Below are 14755 nucleotides of genomic sequence, written 5' to 3'. Positions count from 1 at the left end.
GGTGCGCACGTGTTCACGGGTTCGCTGACCGCTGACCTGCTCCTGGGGGACGTGCACTCGCTCAAGGGCAAGCGCGCCGTGGTGAAGCCGATCGTGGCCGAACTGCGGCGCCGCTACGCGGTCGCCGCCGCGGAGGTCGGCGACCAGGACCTGCACCGCCGCGTGCAGGTCGGGGTCGCCACCGTCGCCGGCGAGGCCGGGCAGGTCACCGACGTGCTCGACGCCTGCGAGCGGTTGCTGGCCGAGCGCCCCGAGGTGACGCTGTTGTCCACCCACCGGCAGCTCACCAGCGACACCGATTGAGAGAAGGACCCCGTCGCCCCCCGTCCTGCGCTCCGCGCCGGCCGGGATCCCGCGACGGGGCCGTTCCAGGACCTCACTTAGGAGAACCCGATGGCCGACCCGGCACGGGCGCGCAAGCTCGCAGTGCGCATCCGCCAGATCTGCTCCGCCACCATCGAGACGCAGATCAAGGACCCGCGCCTCGGGATGGTGACCCTGACCGACGCACGGGTGACCAGTGACCTCCGCGAGGCCACGCTGTTCTACACCGTCTACGGCGACGCCCAGGCCGTCGCCGACTCCGCCGTCGCGCTGGCCAGCGCGACCGGGGTGCTGCGCTCCACCGTGGGCAAGCAGACCGGCATCAAGTTCGTGCCGACCCTGGAGTTCATCGCCGACATCGTCCCGGACACCGCGCGCGAGCTCGAGGAGGCCCTGGAGCGGGCCCGCGAGGCCGACGCCGAGCTGGCCCGGGCCCGGGAGGGCGCCGCCTACGCCGGCGAGCCCGACCCGTACAAGAAGCCCGTCCTCGACGAGGACGACAGCGACGCCACCGGCGACGGGGACGGCGGTCGGGCCACCCGGTTCGCCGACCCCGACGCCGACGACGACGAGCACGACCCCCAGGCCCACAGCACAGCCCCCAGGAGCGCCCCGTGACCGAGCAGACCGACCGGCCCGGCACCGAGGCCGTCGACCCCGACCCGAACGTGCCCGCCGAGAGCCAGCCGGAGTCGACCCTGGGCGGGCGCACCGTCCCCGGCGACCAGGCCGGCACCCCCGGCGACGCCGACCCCACCGCCGGTGGTCGCCAGGGCCAGGCCGGTGACGCGGACCCCGCGACCGACGCCAACGCGGCCTCCATCGCCGCCGACATGCCCTCGGACGGCGGGCCGGCGATCCCGGTCGCCGGCGGTCGGCCGGGCGAGGAGCCCGACGAGGTGCCGGTGGCCGACCCCGGCCCCAGCGACAGCTGACCCCGGTGGCCCCGGTGGGCGCTCTCGAGGCCGCCGTCGCCGTCCTCGCCCGGGCGGCCGACGACGGCGCCACGGTGGTGCTCTCCGGGCACGTCCAGCCCGACGCGGACGCTCTGGGCAGCACCCTGGCGTTGGCCGAGGGGCTCCGCCGCCGCGGTGCGCGGGCCACCGCGACGTTCCCGGCGCCGTTCGTGCTGCCGGAGTCCCTGGCCTGGTTGCCCGGTGCCGAGGCACTGGTGCCCAGCGACCGGCTCCCCGCCGACCCGGCCCTGGTGGTCAGCCTGGACGCCGCGGACACCCGGCGGCTGGGTGACGTCGCGGCGGTGCTGGAATCCGCCCCCGTCTCGCTGGTGGTCGACCACCACGCCTCCAACCCAGGCTTCGGCACGGTGCAGCTCATCGACCCCGACGCCGCGGCGACCGTGGCGCTGGTCGCGGACCTGCTCGAGGGCCTGGGCGTGCCGCTCGATGGCACGCTGGCCACCTGCCTCTACGCCGGGCTCGCCGCGGACACCGGCTCCTTCCGCTTCGGCAACACCGCGCCCGGCACCCACCTGCTCGCCGCCCGGCTCCTGGAGACGGGGATCGACCACGCCCGGATCAGCCAGCGCCTGTTCGACAGCGCGCCCTTCGGCTGGCTGGGTCTGCTGTCCGCGGCCACCGGCCGGGCCGTCCTGGAGCCGGCCACCGGTGCCGGCCTGGTCTGGACCTGGGCGACCACGTCCGAGGCCGCCGCGCACGGCCTGGCCCCCGACCACCTGGAGGCCCTGGTCGACGTCGTCCGCGCGGCCCAGGAGGCCGACGTGGCGTGTGTCCTCAAGGGCGCCGACGACGGCAGCTGGTCGGTCTCGCTGCGGTCCCGCGGAAGCACCGACGTGTCCGCCGTGGCGCAGGCGCTGGGCGGCGGCGGTCACCGGATGGCCGCCGGCTTCACCTCGCACCGCGACCGTGAGGGGACCATCGCGGCCGTCCGCGAGCTGCTGTGACCGCCCCGGCCACGCGCAGCATCCCCGGGCTGGCACTGCCCGCGCTGGTGGTGCTGGCCGCCGAACCGCTCTACCTGCTGGTCGACACGGCCGTCGTCGGCAACCTGGGGACGACGGCGCTGGGCGGGCTCGCCGTCGGTGGAGGACTGCTGGCCTGGGCCGCGGCGCTGCTGAACTTCCTGGCCTACGGCACCACCGCCCGGGCCGCCCGTCGCGCCGGGGCCGGTGACCGGACCGGCGCCGTGGGGGAGGGCGTGCAGGCGACCTGGCTGGCACTGGGCCTGGGCCTGGTGGTCACGCTGGCCTTCCAGGCGCTGGCCGGGCCGTTGACCCGGGCGCTGGCCGGGGGTGCCGGCCCGGTCGCCGCGGCGGGGGAGCAGTGGCTGCGGGTGGCCAGCCTGGGGGTCCCGCTGCTGCTGGTGTCCCTGGCCGGCAACGGCTGGCTGCGCGGGGTCGCCGAGCTGCGGCGGCCGGTGGTCTACGTCGTCGCCGGCAGCCTGCTGTCCCTGCTGCTCAACCCGCTGCTGGTCTACACCGCCGGGCTGGGCCTGGTCGGCTCGGCCTGGGCCAACGTCGCCGGCCAGTCGGTGACCGCGCTGCTCTTCCTGCGCACGCTGGCCTCCGAGCGGGTGGCCTGGCGTCCCCGCTGGACCGCCATCGGCAGCCAGCTCGTGATCGGCCGGGACCTGCTGCTGCGGGCCTTCGTGCTGCAGGCCGCGTTCGTCGTGGCCGCCGGGGTGGTCGCCCGGTCGGGGACGGCCGAGCTGGGTGCCCACCAGATCGCCCTGCAGCTGTGGCTGTTCCTGGCCCTGGTGCTCGACGCCTACGCCATCGCCGCGCAGACCCTGGTCGGCCAGGCCCTGGGTGCCGGCCGGGTCGACGACGCACGTGCGGTGGTGAGGCGGGTCGCGGCCTGGGGGCTGGGCACCGGGCTGCTGGTCGCCGCCGTCCTGCTGGCACTGCGCCCGGTGCTGCCCGGGCTGTTCACCGACGACCCGGCCGTGCTGGCCCAGGCCGGGGTCGTCTGGTGGTTCCTGGCGCTGATGCAGCCGCTGGCCGGCGTCGTCTTCGCCCTGGACGGCGTGCTCATGGGCGCCGGGGACGTCGGCTACCTGCGGACGGTCACGATCGGCTCGGCGCTGGTCGGTTTCGTCCCCCTCTCGCTGCTGTCCGGGCCGCTGGGCTGGGGGCTGGCCGGGGTGTGGACCGGGCTGACGCTCTTCATCGCCCTGCGGCTGGTGGCTGTCCTGGTCCGGGTGGCGGGGGACAGGTGGACGACGGCGTCTGTCACGGTGTCCCGGTGAGCCCCAAGCGAGTCGACGCCGACGTGCCCCCCGGTCTGCTGCTGGTGGACAAGGGCCCCGGCATGACCTCCCACGACGTGGTCGCCCTCGCCCGGCGCGCGCTGAGCGTCCGCAAGGTCGGCCACGCCGGCACCCTGGACCCGATGGCCACCGGGGTCCTGGTGCTCGGGGTCGGCGCCGCCACCCGGCTGCTGGGCCACCTGTCGGGCAACGACAAGACCTACGCCGCCACCGTCCGGCTGGGTGCCACCACCGTCACCGACGACCGGGAGGGTGACGTGCTGACGAGCACCCCCGCGGGGCACCTGACCGACGAGCAGGTGCGTGCCGCGTTCGCCGCCCAGACCGGGCCGCTGCAGCAGGTGCCCTCCTCGGTGAGTGCGGTGAAGGTCGACGGTGTCCGGTCCTACGACCGGGTGCGGGCCGGTGAGGAGTTCGAGCTGGCCGCCCGGTCGGTCGTCGTGCACGCCCTGGACGTGCACCGCATCGACCGGTCCACCGTCGACGTCGTCGACGTCGACGTCACCGTCACCTGCTCGACGGGCACCTACGTCCGGGCCATCGCCCGGGACGCCGGCGCGGCCCTCGCTGTCGGCGGGCACCTCACGGCGCTGCGCCGCACCCGGTCGGGTCCCTTCGACGAGGCCGACGCCCGGCCGGTCGCCGAGGCGGCTGAGGCGTTGCTTGCCGGCGCGGGACCGGGCTTCGTGCCGCTGACCACCGCGGCCACGGCCGTGTTCCCCGAGCGCCGGGTCACCGCCGAGGAGGCCGTCGACCTGGGGCACGGCAAGCGCGTCGCCGCCAGCGGCAGACCGGGCCTGCAGGCGGCCGTGGACCCCGACGGCCGGCTCGTGGCCCTGGTCGAGGACGCCGGTCCCACCGCCCGGGTCGGCGTCGGCTTCCCTGCCTGAGCGGTGTGCGCTGTGCCACCCTCGGTGACATGAGCGAGGTGCTGGCGTCCACCACGGCCGAGCGGGTCGCGGTCCTGCACGCCGACCTGGCCGGCCTCCCCGCCGTGCTGGTCGCCTTCTCCGGCGGGGTGGACTCCGGGGTGGTGCTGGCTGCCGCCGTCCGCGCGCTCGGGGTCGACCGGGTGGTCGCCGCCACGGCGGTGTCGCCCTCGCTGCCGGCCGCGGAGCGGGAGGCCGCGCACGCCTTCGCGCTGGACCTGGGGGTCCGGCACGAGCAGCCGGTCACCCACGAGCTCGCCCGGCCCGGCTACGTCGCCAACGACGGTGACCGGTGCTTCTCCTGCAAGGCCGAGCTGCTGGACACCCTGGGCCCGCTCGCCGCCCGGCTGGGCATCGCCGCGGTGGCCACCGGCACCAACGCCGACGACCGGCTCGCCGGCTTCCGCCCCGGGATCCGGGCCGCCGCCGAGCGCGGCGCCCGCACCCCACTGGCCGACGCCGGGATGACCAAGGCCGACGTCCGGGCCGCCGCCCGGGCCTGGGGACTCGCGCTGGCCGACAAGCCGGCCGCCGCCTGCCTGTCCAGCCGGATCGCCTACGGCGTGCCGGTGTCGGCGGAGCGGCTGGCCCGGGTGGAGGCCGCCGAGGTGGCGCTGCGGGGCGCTCTCGCCGCCGCCGGTCTACCGGTGCGGGACCTGCGGGTGCGCGACCTCGGCGACCGGGCCCGGGTCGAGGTCGACGCCGCGCTGGTCCCGCGGGTCGGACCCGAGCTGCTGGCCGCCGTCCGCGGCTGGGACGACGTCGAGCTGGACCCCCGGGGCTTCCGGTCCGGGTCGATGAACGAGCTGCTGCCCGACCCCGTGCGCTACCGCTGAGCCGAGCGCACGATCCGGGCCGCGGCCACCCCGGCGCCGAACCCGTTGTCGATGTTGACCACCAGCACCCCGGGAGCGCAGGACGTCAGCATGGTCAGCAGCGCGGCCAGGCCCTCGAACGCGGCGCCGTACCCCACCGACGTGGGGACGGCGACGACCAGCCGGTCGGTCAGCCCGGCCACGACGCTGGGCAGCGCGCCGTCCATGCCGGCGACGACCACGACGGCATCGGCACGGGCCAGGTCGGGTGCCACGGCCAGCACCCGGTGCACCCCGGCCACCCCGACGTCGTCGACCCGCCGGCAGCCGACCCCGCTGGCGGCCAGCGTCGCCGCCACCTCGGCGGCCACCGCGTCGTCCGACGTCCCGGCGGTCAGCACCAGCACCTCACCCACCGGCGGGGCGACCGTGCCCACCCACACCACCCGGGCGGCCTCGTCGACGTGCGCGTCGGGCCACCGCTCCCGCACCGCGGCGACGGTGCCCGCCGGCACCCGGGTCGCCCAGGCCAGCGGGGCTCCGGCGTCGAGCAGCCCGGCCAGGCACGCCACCGTCTGGGCGGCGGTCTTCCCCTCGGCATAGACCACCTCCGGGGTGCCGGTGCGGGCCTCGCGGTCGACGTCCAGGCGCGCGACGCCGACGTCGTGGGTCCGGTCTGTGCTCACCCGGCCAGTGTCGTCCTCCCCGTGTCGTCCTCCCCGTGTCGTCCTCCCCGTGTCGTCCCCGCCTGCGTCGGGCAGGGTGGGGGCATGAGCGTCGTGAAGATCAACGTCCTGACCGTGCCGGCCGAGGCCCGGGAGCGCCTGGAGGAGCGGTTCAGCAACCGCGCCGGGTCGGTGGAGGCCTCCGACGGGTTCGAGTGGTTCGAGCTGCTGCGCCCCGTGGAGGGGACCGACGACTACCTCGTCTACACCCGCTGGCGCAGCGAGGCCGACTTCGAGGCCTGGCAGTCCGGTCAGGACTTCGCGCGCGGGCACTCCGGCGGCGGCTCCGGGATGGCACCGGCGGCCACCGGCTCGAACGTGTGGTCCTTCGAGGTCGTGACGCAGGCGTCGCCGAAGACCGACGCGACCTGACACGGCGACCCCGGGGTCGGGGGAGGGGTGTGGGTCCGCGCCGTCCGGGGTCCGGCCGCCGCGGCTAGGGTGCAGGCGTGGGCACGCGCCCGCGGACCACCCCTCAGACGCAAGTGGGAGCCATGACCGACACGCTCGCCGACAGCCGCACCTCCTCCCGGTCCTTCGCCGAGGGTGTGCCGCTCGTGGTGGAGGACGCGCCCCGCCGTCCGGCCGCCGAGCGGGAGCAGCTGCTGGCCGACCCCGGCTTCGGCAAGGTCTTCACCGACCACATGGTCGTGGCCCGCTACGTCGCCGGGAAGGGCTGGACCGAGGCCACGCTGACCGGCTACGCGCCGCTGCAGCTGGACCCCTCGACCGCGGCCCTGCACTACGCACAGTCGATCTTCGAGGGCCTCAAGGCCTACGCGCAGCCCGACGGCTCGGTCTCGGTGTTCCGGCCCGAGCAGAACGCGGCCCGGATGGCCCGTGGCGCCGTCCGGATGGCGATGCCCCCGGTCCCGGCCGAGGGCTTCGTGAACGCCGTCGACGCCCTCGTCGACGCCGACCGCGACTGGGTGCCGACCGGCCCGGACCAGACCCTCTACATCCGGCCCTACCAGCTGGCCGTGGAGCCCTTCCTCGGCGTCCGGCCGGCCTCGGAGTACCTCTTCGTCGTCATCGCCAGCCCGGCCGGTGCGTACTTCCCGCGCGGCGTCCAGCCGGTGTCGGTCTACCTCTCCGAGGACTACATCCGGGCCGCCCCCGGCGGCACCGGCGACGTCAAGTGCGCAGGCAACTACGCGGCGAGCCTGCTGGCCCAGGAGCAGGCCATCGCGGCCGGCTGCGACCAGGTCGTGTGGCTGGACGCGACGGAGAAGAAGTACGTCGAGGAGATGGGCGGGATGAACCTGTTCTTCGTCCTGGGCACGGGCAGCGACGCCGAACTGGTCACCCCCGAGCTCACCGGCACCCTGCTCCCCGGCATCACCCGCGACTCGCTGATCACCGTGGCCGAGGAGACGGGCCACCGGGTCACCGAGCGCCGCTTCACCGTCGAGGAGTGGCGGGCCGGAGTCGCCGACGGCACGGTCACCGAGACCTTCGCCTGCGGCACCGCTGCGGTGATCACCCCTGTCGGCGAGGTCAAGGCACGCACCGGTGACTTCACCGTGGGTGACGGCACTCCCGGCGCCGTCACCATGGCGTTGCGTGAGCGGCTCCTGGACCTGCAGCACGGCCGGGTCCCCGACGACCGCGGCTGGCGGCACACGGTCGCAGCCGGCTGACGTGCTGCGCTGGCGTGGCCTGGAGTCGACTCCGGGCGATCTGGGTCGCACGGTGGTCACCGTCGGCATGTACGACGGGGTGCACCGTGGGCACCAGCAGCTCATCGGTACGGCGGTGGCCCGGGCGCACGCCCTGGGCCGCCCCGCCCTGCTGCTGACGTTCGACCCGCACCCGGCCGAGGTCGTGCGGCCCGGGTCGCACCCGGCCATCCTGACCTCACCGGACCGCAAGGCCGAGCTGGTCGCTGCGCTCGGTGTGGACGCGATGTGCGTCCTGCCCTTCACCGCCGAGTTCAGCCGGCTCTCCCCGGAGGGCTTCACGCACACCGTGCTCGTCGAGCACCTGCACGCGGCGTCGGTCGTGGTGGGCGAGAACTTCTCCTACGGCCACCGCGGAGCCGGTGACGTCGCCTCGTTGACCCGGGAGGGGAAGCGGTTCGGGTTCTCCGTCGAGGGGCTGGCGCTGGCCGCCGACGCCGCCGACGGGGGAGAGGTCACCATCTCCTCCACCTACATCCGGGCCTGCGTGGCCGCCGGGGACCTCCGATCGGCGGCCCGCGCGCTGGGCCGCCCGCACCGGGTCGACGGCATCGTCGTCCGCGGTGACCAGCGCGGGCGCGAGCTGGGCTACCCGACGGCCAACGTCGAGTCCCCCGCGCACACCGCCGTCCCCGCCGACGGCGTGTACGCCGGCACCCTGGTGCTGCGCGACTCCGCCGGCCGCAGCCGGGACCGTCGGCCGGCCGCTGTCTCGGTGGGCACCAACCCCACCTTCCAGGGCACCCGGCGCACCGTCGAGGCCTTCTGCCTGGACTGGTCGGGGGACCTCTACGGCGAGCACGTGGGCGTCGAGTTCGTCGAGCGGCTGCGGCCGATGACCACCTTCGACGGCATCGAGGCCCTGATCACCCAGATGGACGCCGACGTCGTCGCCACCCGGGCCGTGCTCGGGCTCTGACCCCGGGGGTCCTCCCGCCGATCGGCGTGGTCCCCACCAGCACGCTCGCCGTGTGGGCCCCGGGCGTTGCCGTGTAACCTGGGCACAGCGTCGGGAGACCGACGCGTGTGCATGCTGCCCCCGTGACACCGACCGGGGGCCACACGTGACCTGCCCAGGAGGCCCACATGGCGCTCGAGAGCGCGACGAAGAAGCAGATCATGACCGAGTACGCGACGGTCGAGGGTGACACCGGTTCCCCCGAGGTGCAGGTCGCGATGCTGACCCGACGGATCAGCGACCTGACCGAGCACCTGAAGATGCACAAGCACGACCACCACAGCCGGCGGGGCCTGCTCCTGCTGGTCGGCCGGCGTCGCCGGCTGCTGAACTACCTGGCGAAGACCGACATCAACCGGTACCGCTCGCTCATCGAGCGGCTCGGCCTGCGCCGCTAGCCAGACGAGGGGACCGCTCCGCACCGCGGAGTCGGTCCCCTCTCTCGTCCGGCCCCCACCGGGTCGGGGCAGCTCCACCACGGCACGACGGCACCAGAGCACGACAGCACCAGAGCACGACCCCGGCACCACCCCACAGGCGGCCAGCCACCGGTGGCCCCGGCGTCGAACCCGACGCCCAGGCCCGGTCCTCGGTAGTGGCCCCCGGGACGCCGCCGCCGGTCAGACCGACCGCGGACGACGCGACCCGAGGGCTTCGATCGAAGACCGGTCTCCCCAGACCACCGGCGCACAGCCGCCGAACCAAGAGGGCGCCGCCGCATGCGGCGCAGGAAGAGGACCCCGATGTCCGCACCCACGAACGACACCGTCGACTACGACGCCGAGGACGGCGTCTACACCGCCTCCGCGGTGATCGACAACGGCGCGCGCGGTCAGCGCACCGTCACCTTCGAGACCGGCCGGCTGGCCAAGCAGGCCGCCGGCTCCGTCGTCGCCACCATGGGCGACACCACGCTGCTGTCGGCCACCACGGCCGGCCGCCAGCCCAAGGACCACTTCGACTTCTTCCCCCTGACGGTGGACGTCGAGGAGCGGATGTACGCGATCGGGAAGATCCCCGGCTCGTTCTTCCGCCGTGAGGGGCGTCCCTCCGAGGACGCGATCCTCACCTGCCGCCTGATCGACCGCCCGCTGCGCCCGACCTTCGCCAAGGGCCTGCGCAACGAGGTCCAGGTCGTCATCAGCGTGCTGTCGCTGGACCCCGACCACCTCTACGACGTGCTGGCGATCAACGGGGCCTCCGCGTCGACCCAGCTGTCGGGCCTGCCCTTCTCCGGCCCGGTCGGCGCCACCCGCGTCGCCCTCATCGGTGGCCAGTGGGTCGGCTTCCCGACGCACACCGAGCTCGAGGACGCCGTCTTCGACATGGTCGTGGCCGGCCGGGTCCTGCCCGACGGCGACGTCGCGATCATGATGGTCGAGGCCGAGGCCACCGAGAAGACGATCGAGCTCATCGCCGGTGGCGCGACCGCCCCGACCGAGGAGGTCGTGGCCCAGGGCCTCGAGGCCGCCAAGCCCTTCATCAAGGCCCTGTGCGACGCACAGTCGGCGCTGGCCGGCAAGGCCGCCAAGCCCGAGGCGCACTTCCCCCGCTTCCTGGACTACCAGGACGACGTCTACGCCGCCGTCGAGGCCCAGGCCGCCGAGAAGCTGGCTGCCACCCAGGCCATCCCGGGCAAGGCCGAGCGCGACGACGCCACCGACGCCCTCAAGGACGAGGTCAAGGCCGCGCTGGCCGAGCAGTTCGAGGGGCGCGAGAAGGAGGTCTCCGGTGCCTTCCGCGCGGTGACCAAGAAGGTCGTCCGCCAGCGCATCCTGCGCGACAAGGTCCGCATCGACGGCCGCGGCGTCACCGACATCCGGCCGCTGTCGGCCGAGGTCGAGGTCCTCCCGCGGGTGCACGGCTCGGCCCTGTTCGAGCGTGGCGAGACCCAGATCATGGGCGTCACCACGCTGAACATGCTCCGCATGGAGCAGCAGCTGGACACCCTGAACCCGGTGACCCGCAAGCGCTACATGCACAACTACAACTTCCCGCCGTACTCCACCGGTGAGACCGGCCGCGTGGGTTCGCCCAAGCGCCGCGAGATCGGCCACGGCGCGCTGGCCGAGCGGGCGCTGCTGCCCGTGCTGCCCGACCGCGAGGAGTTCCCCTACGCGATCCGCCAGGTCTCCGAGGCGCTGGGCTCCAACGGCTCGACCTCGATGGGCTCGGTCTGCGCCTCCACCCTGTCGCTGCTCAACGCCGGTGTGCCGCTGCGCGCCCCGGTCGCGGGCATCGCCATGGGCCTGGTCTCCGACGAGGTCGACGGCAAGACGGAGTACGTCGCGCTGACCGACATCCTCGGTGCCGAGGACGCCTTCGGTGACATGGACTTCAAGGTCGCCGGCACCAAGGACTTCGTGACGGCGCTCCAGCTGGACACCAAGCTGGACGGCATCCCCTCCGACGTCCTCGCCGGTGCGCTGACCCAGGCCCGCGCGGCCCGGCTGCACATCCTCGACGTCATGCTCGAGGCGATCGACGGCCCCGACGAGATGAGCCCGTTCGCCCCCCGGGTGACCACGGTCCGCATCCCCGTCGACAAGATCGGCGCGGTCATCGGGCCCAAGGGCCAGATGATCAACGCGATCCAGGACGAGACCGGCGCCGACATCACCATCGAGGACGACGGCACGATCTACGTCGGTGCCTCCGACGGGCCCTCGGCCCAGGCCGCCGTGGACCGGATCAACGCGATCGCCAACCCGACCCTGCCCAAGGTCGGCGAGCGGTTCCTGGGCACGGTCGTGAAGACCACCGCCTTCGGTGCCTTCGTCTCGTTGCTGCCCGGCCGGGACGGCCTGGTGCACATCAGCAAGCTGGGCAACGGCAAGCGGATCGCCAAGGTCGAGGACGTCGCCAACGTCGGCGACAAGCTGCAGGTCGAGATCACCGACATCGACGCCCGCGGCAAGATCAGCCTGGTCCCGGTCGTCGAGGGCGGTGCCTCCGAAGAGGCGCCGGCCGAGGCTGCTGCACCCGCGGGTGAGTGACCACGGCTGACACCAGCTCGAACGGCCCCGGGGTGGGCGTGGCTGCGGCCGCGCCCACCCCGGTGGCCGTCGGGCACACCGAACTGCTCGACGTCGACGAGTTCGGCGGCCGCGTGGAGCGCACCGAGCTGCCCGGGGGCCTGCGGGTCGTCACCGAGCTGATGCCCGGCGTGCTGTCGGCGACGGTCGGCATCTGGGTCGGCGTCGGTTCCCGGGACGAGACGCCGGGGCTGGCCGGGAGCTCGCACTTCCTGGAGCACCTGCTCTTCAAGGGCACCCGCAGCCGGACCGCGTTGGAGATCGCCACGGCCATGGACGCCGTGGGCGGTGAGATGAACGCCTTCACCGCGAAGGAGCACACCTGCTACTACGCCAACGTGCTCGCCAGCGACCTCCCGCTGGCCGTGACACTGCTGGGCGACCTGGTCACCGACGCGCTGAACACCGCGCCGGACCTGGAGTCCGAGCGGACGGTCGTGCTCGAGGAGATCGCGATGCGCGACGACGAGCCCGCCGACGCCGTGCACGACCTCTTCGCCGAGACCCTCTTCGGGGACACGCCGCTGGGCCGATCGGTCCTGGGCACCGTGGAGTCGATCGAGTCCCTGACCCGGGACGACGTCGACGGTTGGTACCGGGGCCGCTACGCCACCCCCTCCATCGTGGTCTCGGCCGCTGGACGGGTGGACCACGGCCAGGTGCTGGAGCTGGTGCGCCGCGCCTTCGGTGACCGGTTGGCCGGGGGAGCCCGCCCCGACCCGCTCCGCTCCGGTGACGACGTCCCCCTCACCTCACCGGCGAACCGGACCGGGCTCATCCACCGCAGGACCGAGCAGACCCACCTGCTGCTGGGCAGCATCGGCATGGGCCGGCTCGACGAGGCCCGCTACGCCGCGGCCGTCCTGGACGCTGCCGTCGGTGGGGGTATGAGCTCCAGGCTCTTCCAGGAGGTGCGGGAGAAGCGCGGTCTGGTCTACAGCGTCGGTTCCTCCCTCACGCACTACGCCGGCACCGGTGTCTTCTCGGTGTACGCCGGCTGCTCGCCCAAGCGCGTGCCCGAGGTGCTCCGGCTGATCCGTGAGTCCCTCGCCGAGGTCGCCGCTGACGGCATCACCGACGAGGAGGTGGCCCGCGGCATCGGCCAGCTCAAGGGCGGTCTGGTGCTGGGCCTGGAGGACACCGGGTCCCGGATGTCCCGACTGGGCAAGAGCGAGCTCTCCTACGGGGAGTACACGCCGGTGCCTCACGTCCTCGCCCGTCTCGACGCCGTCGACGCCGCTGCCGTGCGGGCGGTGGCCGCGGACCTCTTCGCCCGTGACACCGCGCTGGCGGTCGTCGGCCCGTACCGCGCGAAGGACCTGGAGCGGCTGGCCGGATGAGGGAGTGGTTCGTCGAGCACGGGGCGTTGGCCCGCGGCGCGTTCGTCGTCGTGGTGCTGGTGTCGCTCGCCGTGCTCTTCGCGCCGCCCTCGGACGTCCCTCCCTCCCCGCCCGGCCTGGACAAGGTCGTCCACGCAGCGCTCTTCGCCGCACTGGCGTTCAGCAGCCGTTGGGCCGGGCTCCGCGAACGGGTCGTGGCCGTCGCCCTGGTCGTCTACGCCGCCGGGTCCGAGGTCGTCCAGGGGACGGCACTGGTGGGCCGTGACGCCTCGGTGGGGGACTGGCTCGCCGACGTGGGCGGACTCCTGGTGGGCCTGCTGCTGTGGCGGCTGGCCACCCGGGTCGCCCCGGCACGCTGACCGGCTTGCATCCCGGTCCTGCGTTGGTGAGAGTGCCGGGCATGACCACCAGCACCTCGTCCCTCACTCCGGTCCCCACCCCCGAGGAACCCCTGACCTCTGTCGCCGTCCTCGGGGCCCGCGGCCGGATGGGCGTGGAGGTGTGCAAGGCCGTGAACGACGCCGACGACCTCGAGCTGGTCGCGATGGTCGAGGGCAGCGAGTGGCTGTTCAACGTCGCCGACGGTGGCGCGGACGTGGCGGTCGACTTCACCCGTCCCGAGTCGGTCATGGAGAACATCCGGTTCTGCATCGACCAGAACATCCACTGCGTGGTCGGGACGACGGGCTTCGACGAGGACAAGATCGCGACCGTCCGGGAGTGGCTGGCCCCCAAGCCCGAGCTCGGTGTGGTCATCGCGCCCAACTTCGGCATCGGCGCAGTGCTCCTCATGCGCTTCGCCGCCGAGGCCGCGCGGTTCTTCCCCTCGGTGGAGGTCGTGGAACTGCACCACCCGGCCAAGGTGGACGCCCCCTCCGGGACGGCGGCCCGCACCGCCCGCCTGGTCGCCGAGGCCCGCCGCGCCGCCGGCATGGCGCCGGCTCCCGACGCCACGGAGGAGGGGTCGTCCCTCCCGGGTGCCCGGGGTGCCGACGTGGAGGGGGTGCCCGTCCACTCGGTGCGCCTGGCCGGGCTGGTCGCGCACGAGGAGGTCCTGATGGGTTCGCCGGGGGAGACGCTGACCCTGCGCCACGACTCCTACGACCGTGCCTCGTTCATGCCCGGTGTCCTGCTCGCGGTGCGAGAGGTGTCCCGCCGTCCTGGGCTCACCATCGGGATCGACTCCCTCCTGGGTCTCTGACACCCCTCCCCCTGACCCCCTGACCCGTCGTGTTCCCGGCCCGGCCCCGCCCTCTCGAGGTGCGCGGCCGGGCCGCGGCCGTCTCTCGCCCGTTCCCGGGCGGTGCGGGTGTGGCGCGTGAGGTCCCTGGGGCGGGACACACCGGGCTGACACACGGCCGACACGTGACCTGCCTCGCAGAATGGTCAGACTCGCAACTCGCTGACCAGCGGTTTCACTGCTTCCCGGTCGCTCTACGGCACTGGATGCCCCGATCGGGGTGGCGAGCTGTTTGACGGGAGGTGTCCGGGCACGTAACTTTCTCTTTGCGCCGAGCGACAAGGAAACGGCCGCCGGACAGACTCACGAAGTCAGTCCAGATGCGGAGCCCGGCGCGAGCAGGACAAACCAGCCTCGACATCGAAGGCCCACAGGGCCGGGGTTCGAGCGCGTCCGCTCCTTGAGAACTCAACAGCGTGCCGAAAGTCAGTGCCATATGTTCAACCCCAGTCACGGGGTGCCTT

The 14755-nt window shown here is 73.9% G+C and carries 16 protein-coding genes; 15 read left to right on the top strand and 1 reads right to left on the bottom strand.

The window, feature by feature from the left end; all coding sequences use genetic code 11:
• The first annotated feature begins 9 nt into the window (after positions 1-9).
• The 7 genes from AC0IVP_RS01935 to larE all read left to right on the top strand — a co-directional run bounded on the left by AC0IVP_RS01935 (position 10) and on the right by larE (position 5335).
• Complete coding sequence (locus tag AC0IVP_RS01935) at positions 10-303, top strand: DUF503 domain-containing protein (protein WP_056288002.1); 294 nt, start codon at positions 10-12, stop codon at positions 301-303.
• Between the two features lie 90 nt (positions 304-393).
• The gene (gene rbfA / locus AC0IVP_RS01930) at positions 394-942 is read left to right on the top strand and encodes a 30S ribosome-binding factor RbfA (RefSeq protein ID WP_082556420.1); all 549 of its coding nucleotides are present in this window, start codon (positions 394-396) and stop codon (positions 940-942) included.
• Positions 939-1259: a hypothetical protein gene (locus AC0IVP_RS01925; RefSeq protein ID WP_471754182.1), complete on the top strand. Its 321-nt coding sequence runs from the start codon at positions 939-941 to the stop codon at positions 1257-1259. The genes rbfA and AC0IVP_RS01925 overlap by 4 nt, the downstream gene beginning before the upstream one ends.
• A gap of 14 nt (positions 1260-1273) precedes the next feature.
• The gene (locus AC0IVP_RS01920; protein ID WP_471754180.1) at positions 1274-2245 is read left to right on the top strand and encodes a DHH family phosphoesterase; all 972 of its coding nucleotides are present in this window, start codon (positions 1274-1276) and stop codon (positions 2243-2245) included.
• A complete protein-coding gene (locus AC0IVP_RS01915) occupies positions 2242-3549 on the top strand; it encodes an MATE family efflux transporter (protein WP_471754178.1) in 1308 nt (435 codons plus the stop codon). The genes AC0IVP_RS01920 and AC0IVP_RS01915 overlap by 4 nt, the downstream gene beginning before the upstream one ends.
• A complete protein-coding gene (gene truB, locus AC0IVP_RS01910) occupies positions 3546-4460 on the top strand; it encodes a tRNA pseudouridine(55) synthase TruB (RefSeq protein ID WP_471754176.1) in 915 nt (304 codons plus the stop codon). Before AC0IVP_RS01915 ends, truB begins: the two co-directional genes overlap by 4 nt.
• A gap of 29 nt (positions 4461-4489) precedes the next feature.
• Complete coding sequence (larE, locus tag AC0IVP_RS01905) at positions 4490-5335, top strand: ATP-dependent sacrificial sulfur transferase LarE (protein WP_471754174.1); 846 nt, start codon at positions 4490-4492, stop codon at positions 5333-5335.
• On the opposite strand, the gene larB is transcribed toward larE, so the two are convergent.
• Entirely contained in the window at positions 5326-6000 is a 675-nt protein-coding gene (gene larB, locus AC0IVP_RS01900; protein WP_056287985.1) for a nickel pincer cofactor biosynthesis protein LarB, read from the bottom strand. The genes larE and larB overlap by 10 nt on opposite strands.
• A gap of 84 nt (positions 6001-6084) precedes the next feature.
• Between larB and AC0IVP_RS01895 the strand changes: the two genes are divergently transcribed.
• The 8 genes from AC0IVP_RS01895 (at position 6085) to dapB (ending at position 14252) form a co-directional block, all read left to right on the top strand.
• Positions 6085-6411 carry an antibiotic biosynthesis monooxygenase family protein gene (locus AC0IVP_RS01895; RefSeq protein ID WP_056287982.1) on the top strand — a complete coding sequence of 109 codons (327 nt, stop codon included), beginning with the start codon at positions 6085-6087 and terminating at the stop codon, positions 6409-6411.
• Positions 6412-6533: 122 nt separating this feature from the next.
• Complete coding sequence (locus tag AC0IVP_RS01890; RefSeq protein ID WP_056287979.1) at positions 6534-7679, top strand: branched-chain amino acid aminotransferase; 1146 nt, start codon at positions 6534-6536, stop codon at positions 7677-7679.
• Position 7680: 1 nt separating this feature from the next.
• Positions 7681-8637 carry a bifunctional riboflavin kinase/FAD synthetase gene (locus tag AC0IVP_RS01885; protein ID WP_056289927.1) on the top strand — a complete coding sequence of 319 codons (957 nt, stop codon included), beginning with the start codon at positions 7681-7683 and terminating at the stop codon, positions 8635-8637.
• A gap of 167 nt (positions 8638-8804) precedes the next feature.
• Positions 8805-9074, top strand: coding sequence for a 30S ribosomal protein S15 (gene rpsO / locus AC0IVP_RS01880; RefSeq protein ID WP_056287976.1), 270 nt, complete (start codon positions 8805-8807; stop codon positions 9072-9074).
• A gap of 345 nt (positions 9075-9419) precedes the next feature.
• Positions 9420-11672 (top strand): polyribonucleotide nucleotidyltransferase, encoded by a 2253-nt coding sequence (locus tag AC0IVP_RS01875; protein WP_056287973.1) that lies wholly within the window; start codon positions 9420-9422, stop codon positions 11670-11672.
• Positions 11669-13051 (top strand): M16 family metallopeptidase, encoded by a 1383-nt coding sequence (locus tag AC0IVP_RS01870; protein WP_471754172.1) that lies wholly within the window; start codon positions 11669-11671, stop codon positions 13049-13051. Before AC0IVP_RS01875 ends, AC0IVP_RS01870 begins: the two co-directional genes overlap by 4 nt.
• The gene (locus AC0IVP_RS01865) at positions 13048-13410 is read left to right on the top strand and encodes a VanZ family protein (RefSeq protein ID WP_471754170.1); all 363 of its coding nucleotides are present in this window, start codon (positions 13048-13050) and stop codon (positions 13408-13410) included. Before AC0IVP_RS01870 ends, AC0IVP_RS01865 begins: the two co-directional genes overlap by 4 nt.
• Before the next feature lie 41 nt (positions 13411-13451).
• The gene (dapB, locus tag AC0IVP_RS01860) at positions 13452-14252 is read left to right on the top strand and encodes a 4-hydroxy-tetrahydrodipicolinate reductase (protein ID WP_056287968.1); all 801 of its coding nucleotides are present in this window, start codon (positions 13452-13454) and stop codon (positions 14250-14252) included.
• Positions 14253-14755 lie beyond the last annotated feature (503 nt).

This window comes from Klenkia sp. AC732 (assembly GCF_979256525.1).
The sequence above is the reverse complement of the archived record's forward strand: the minus strand, read 5'-3'. Positions and strand labels throughout refer to the sequence as shown.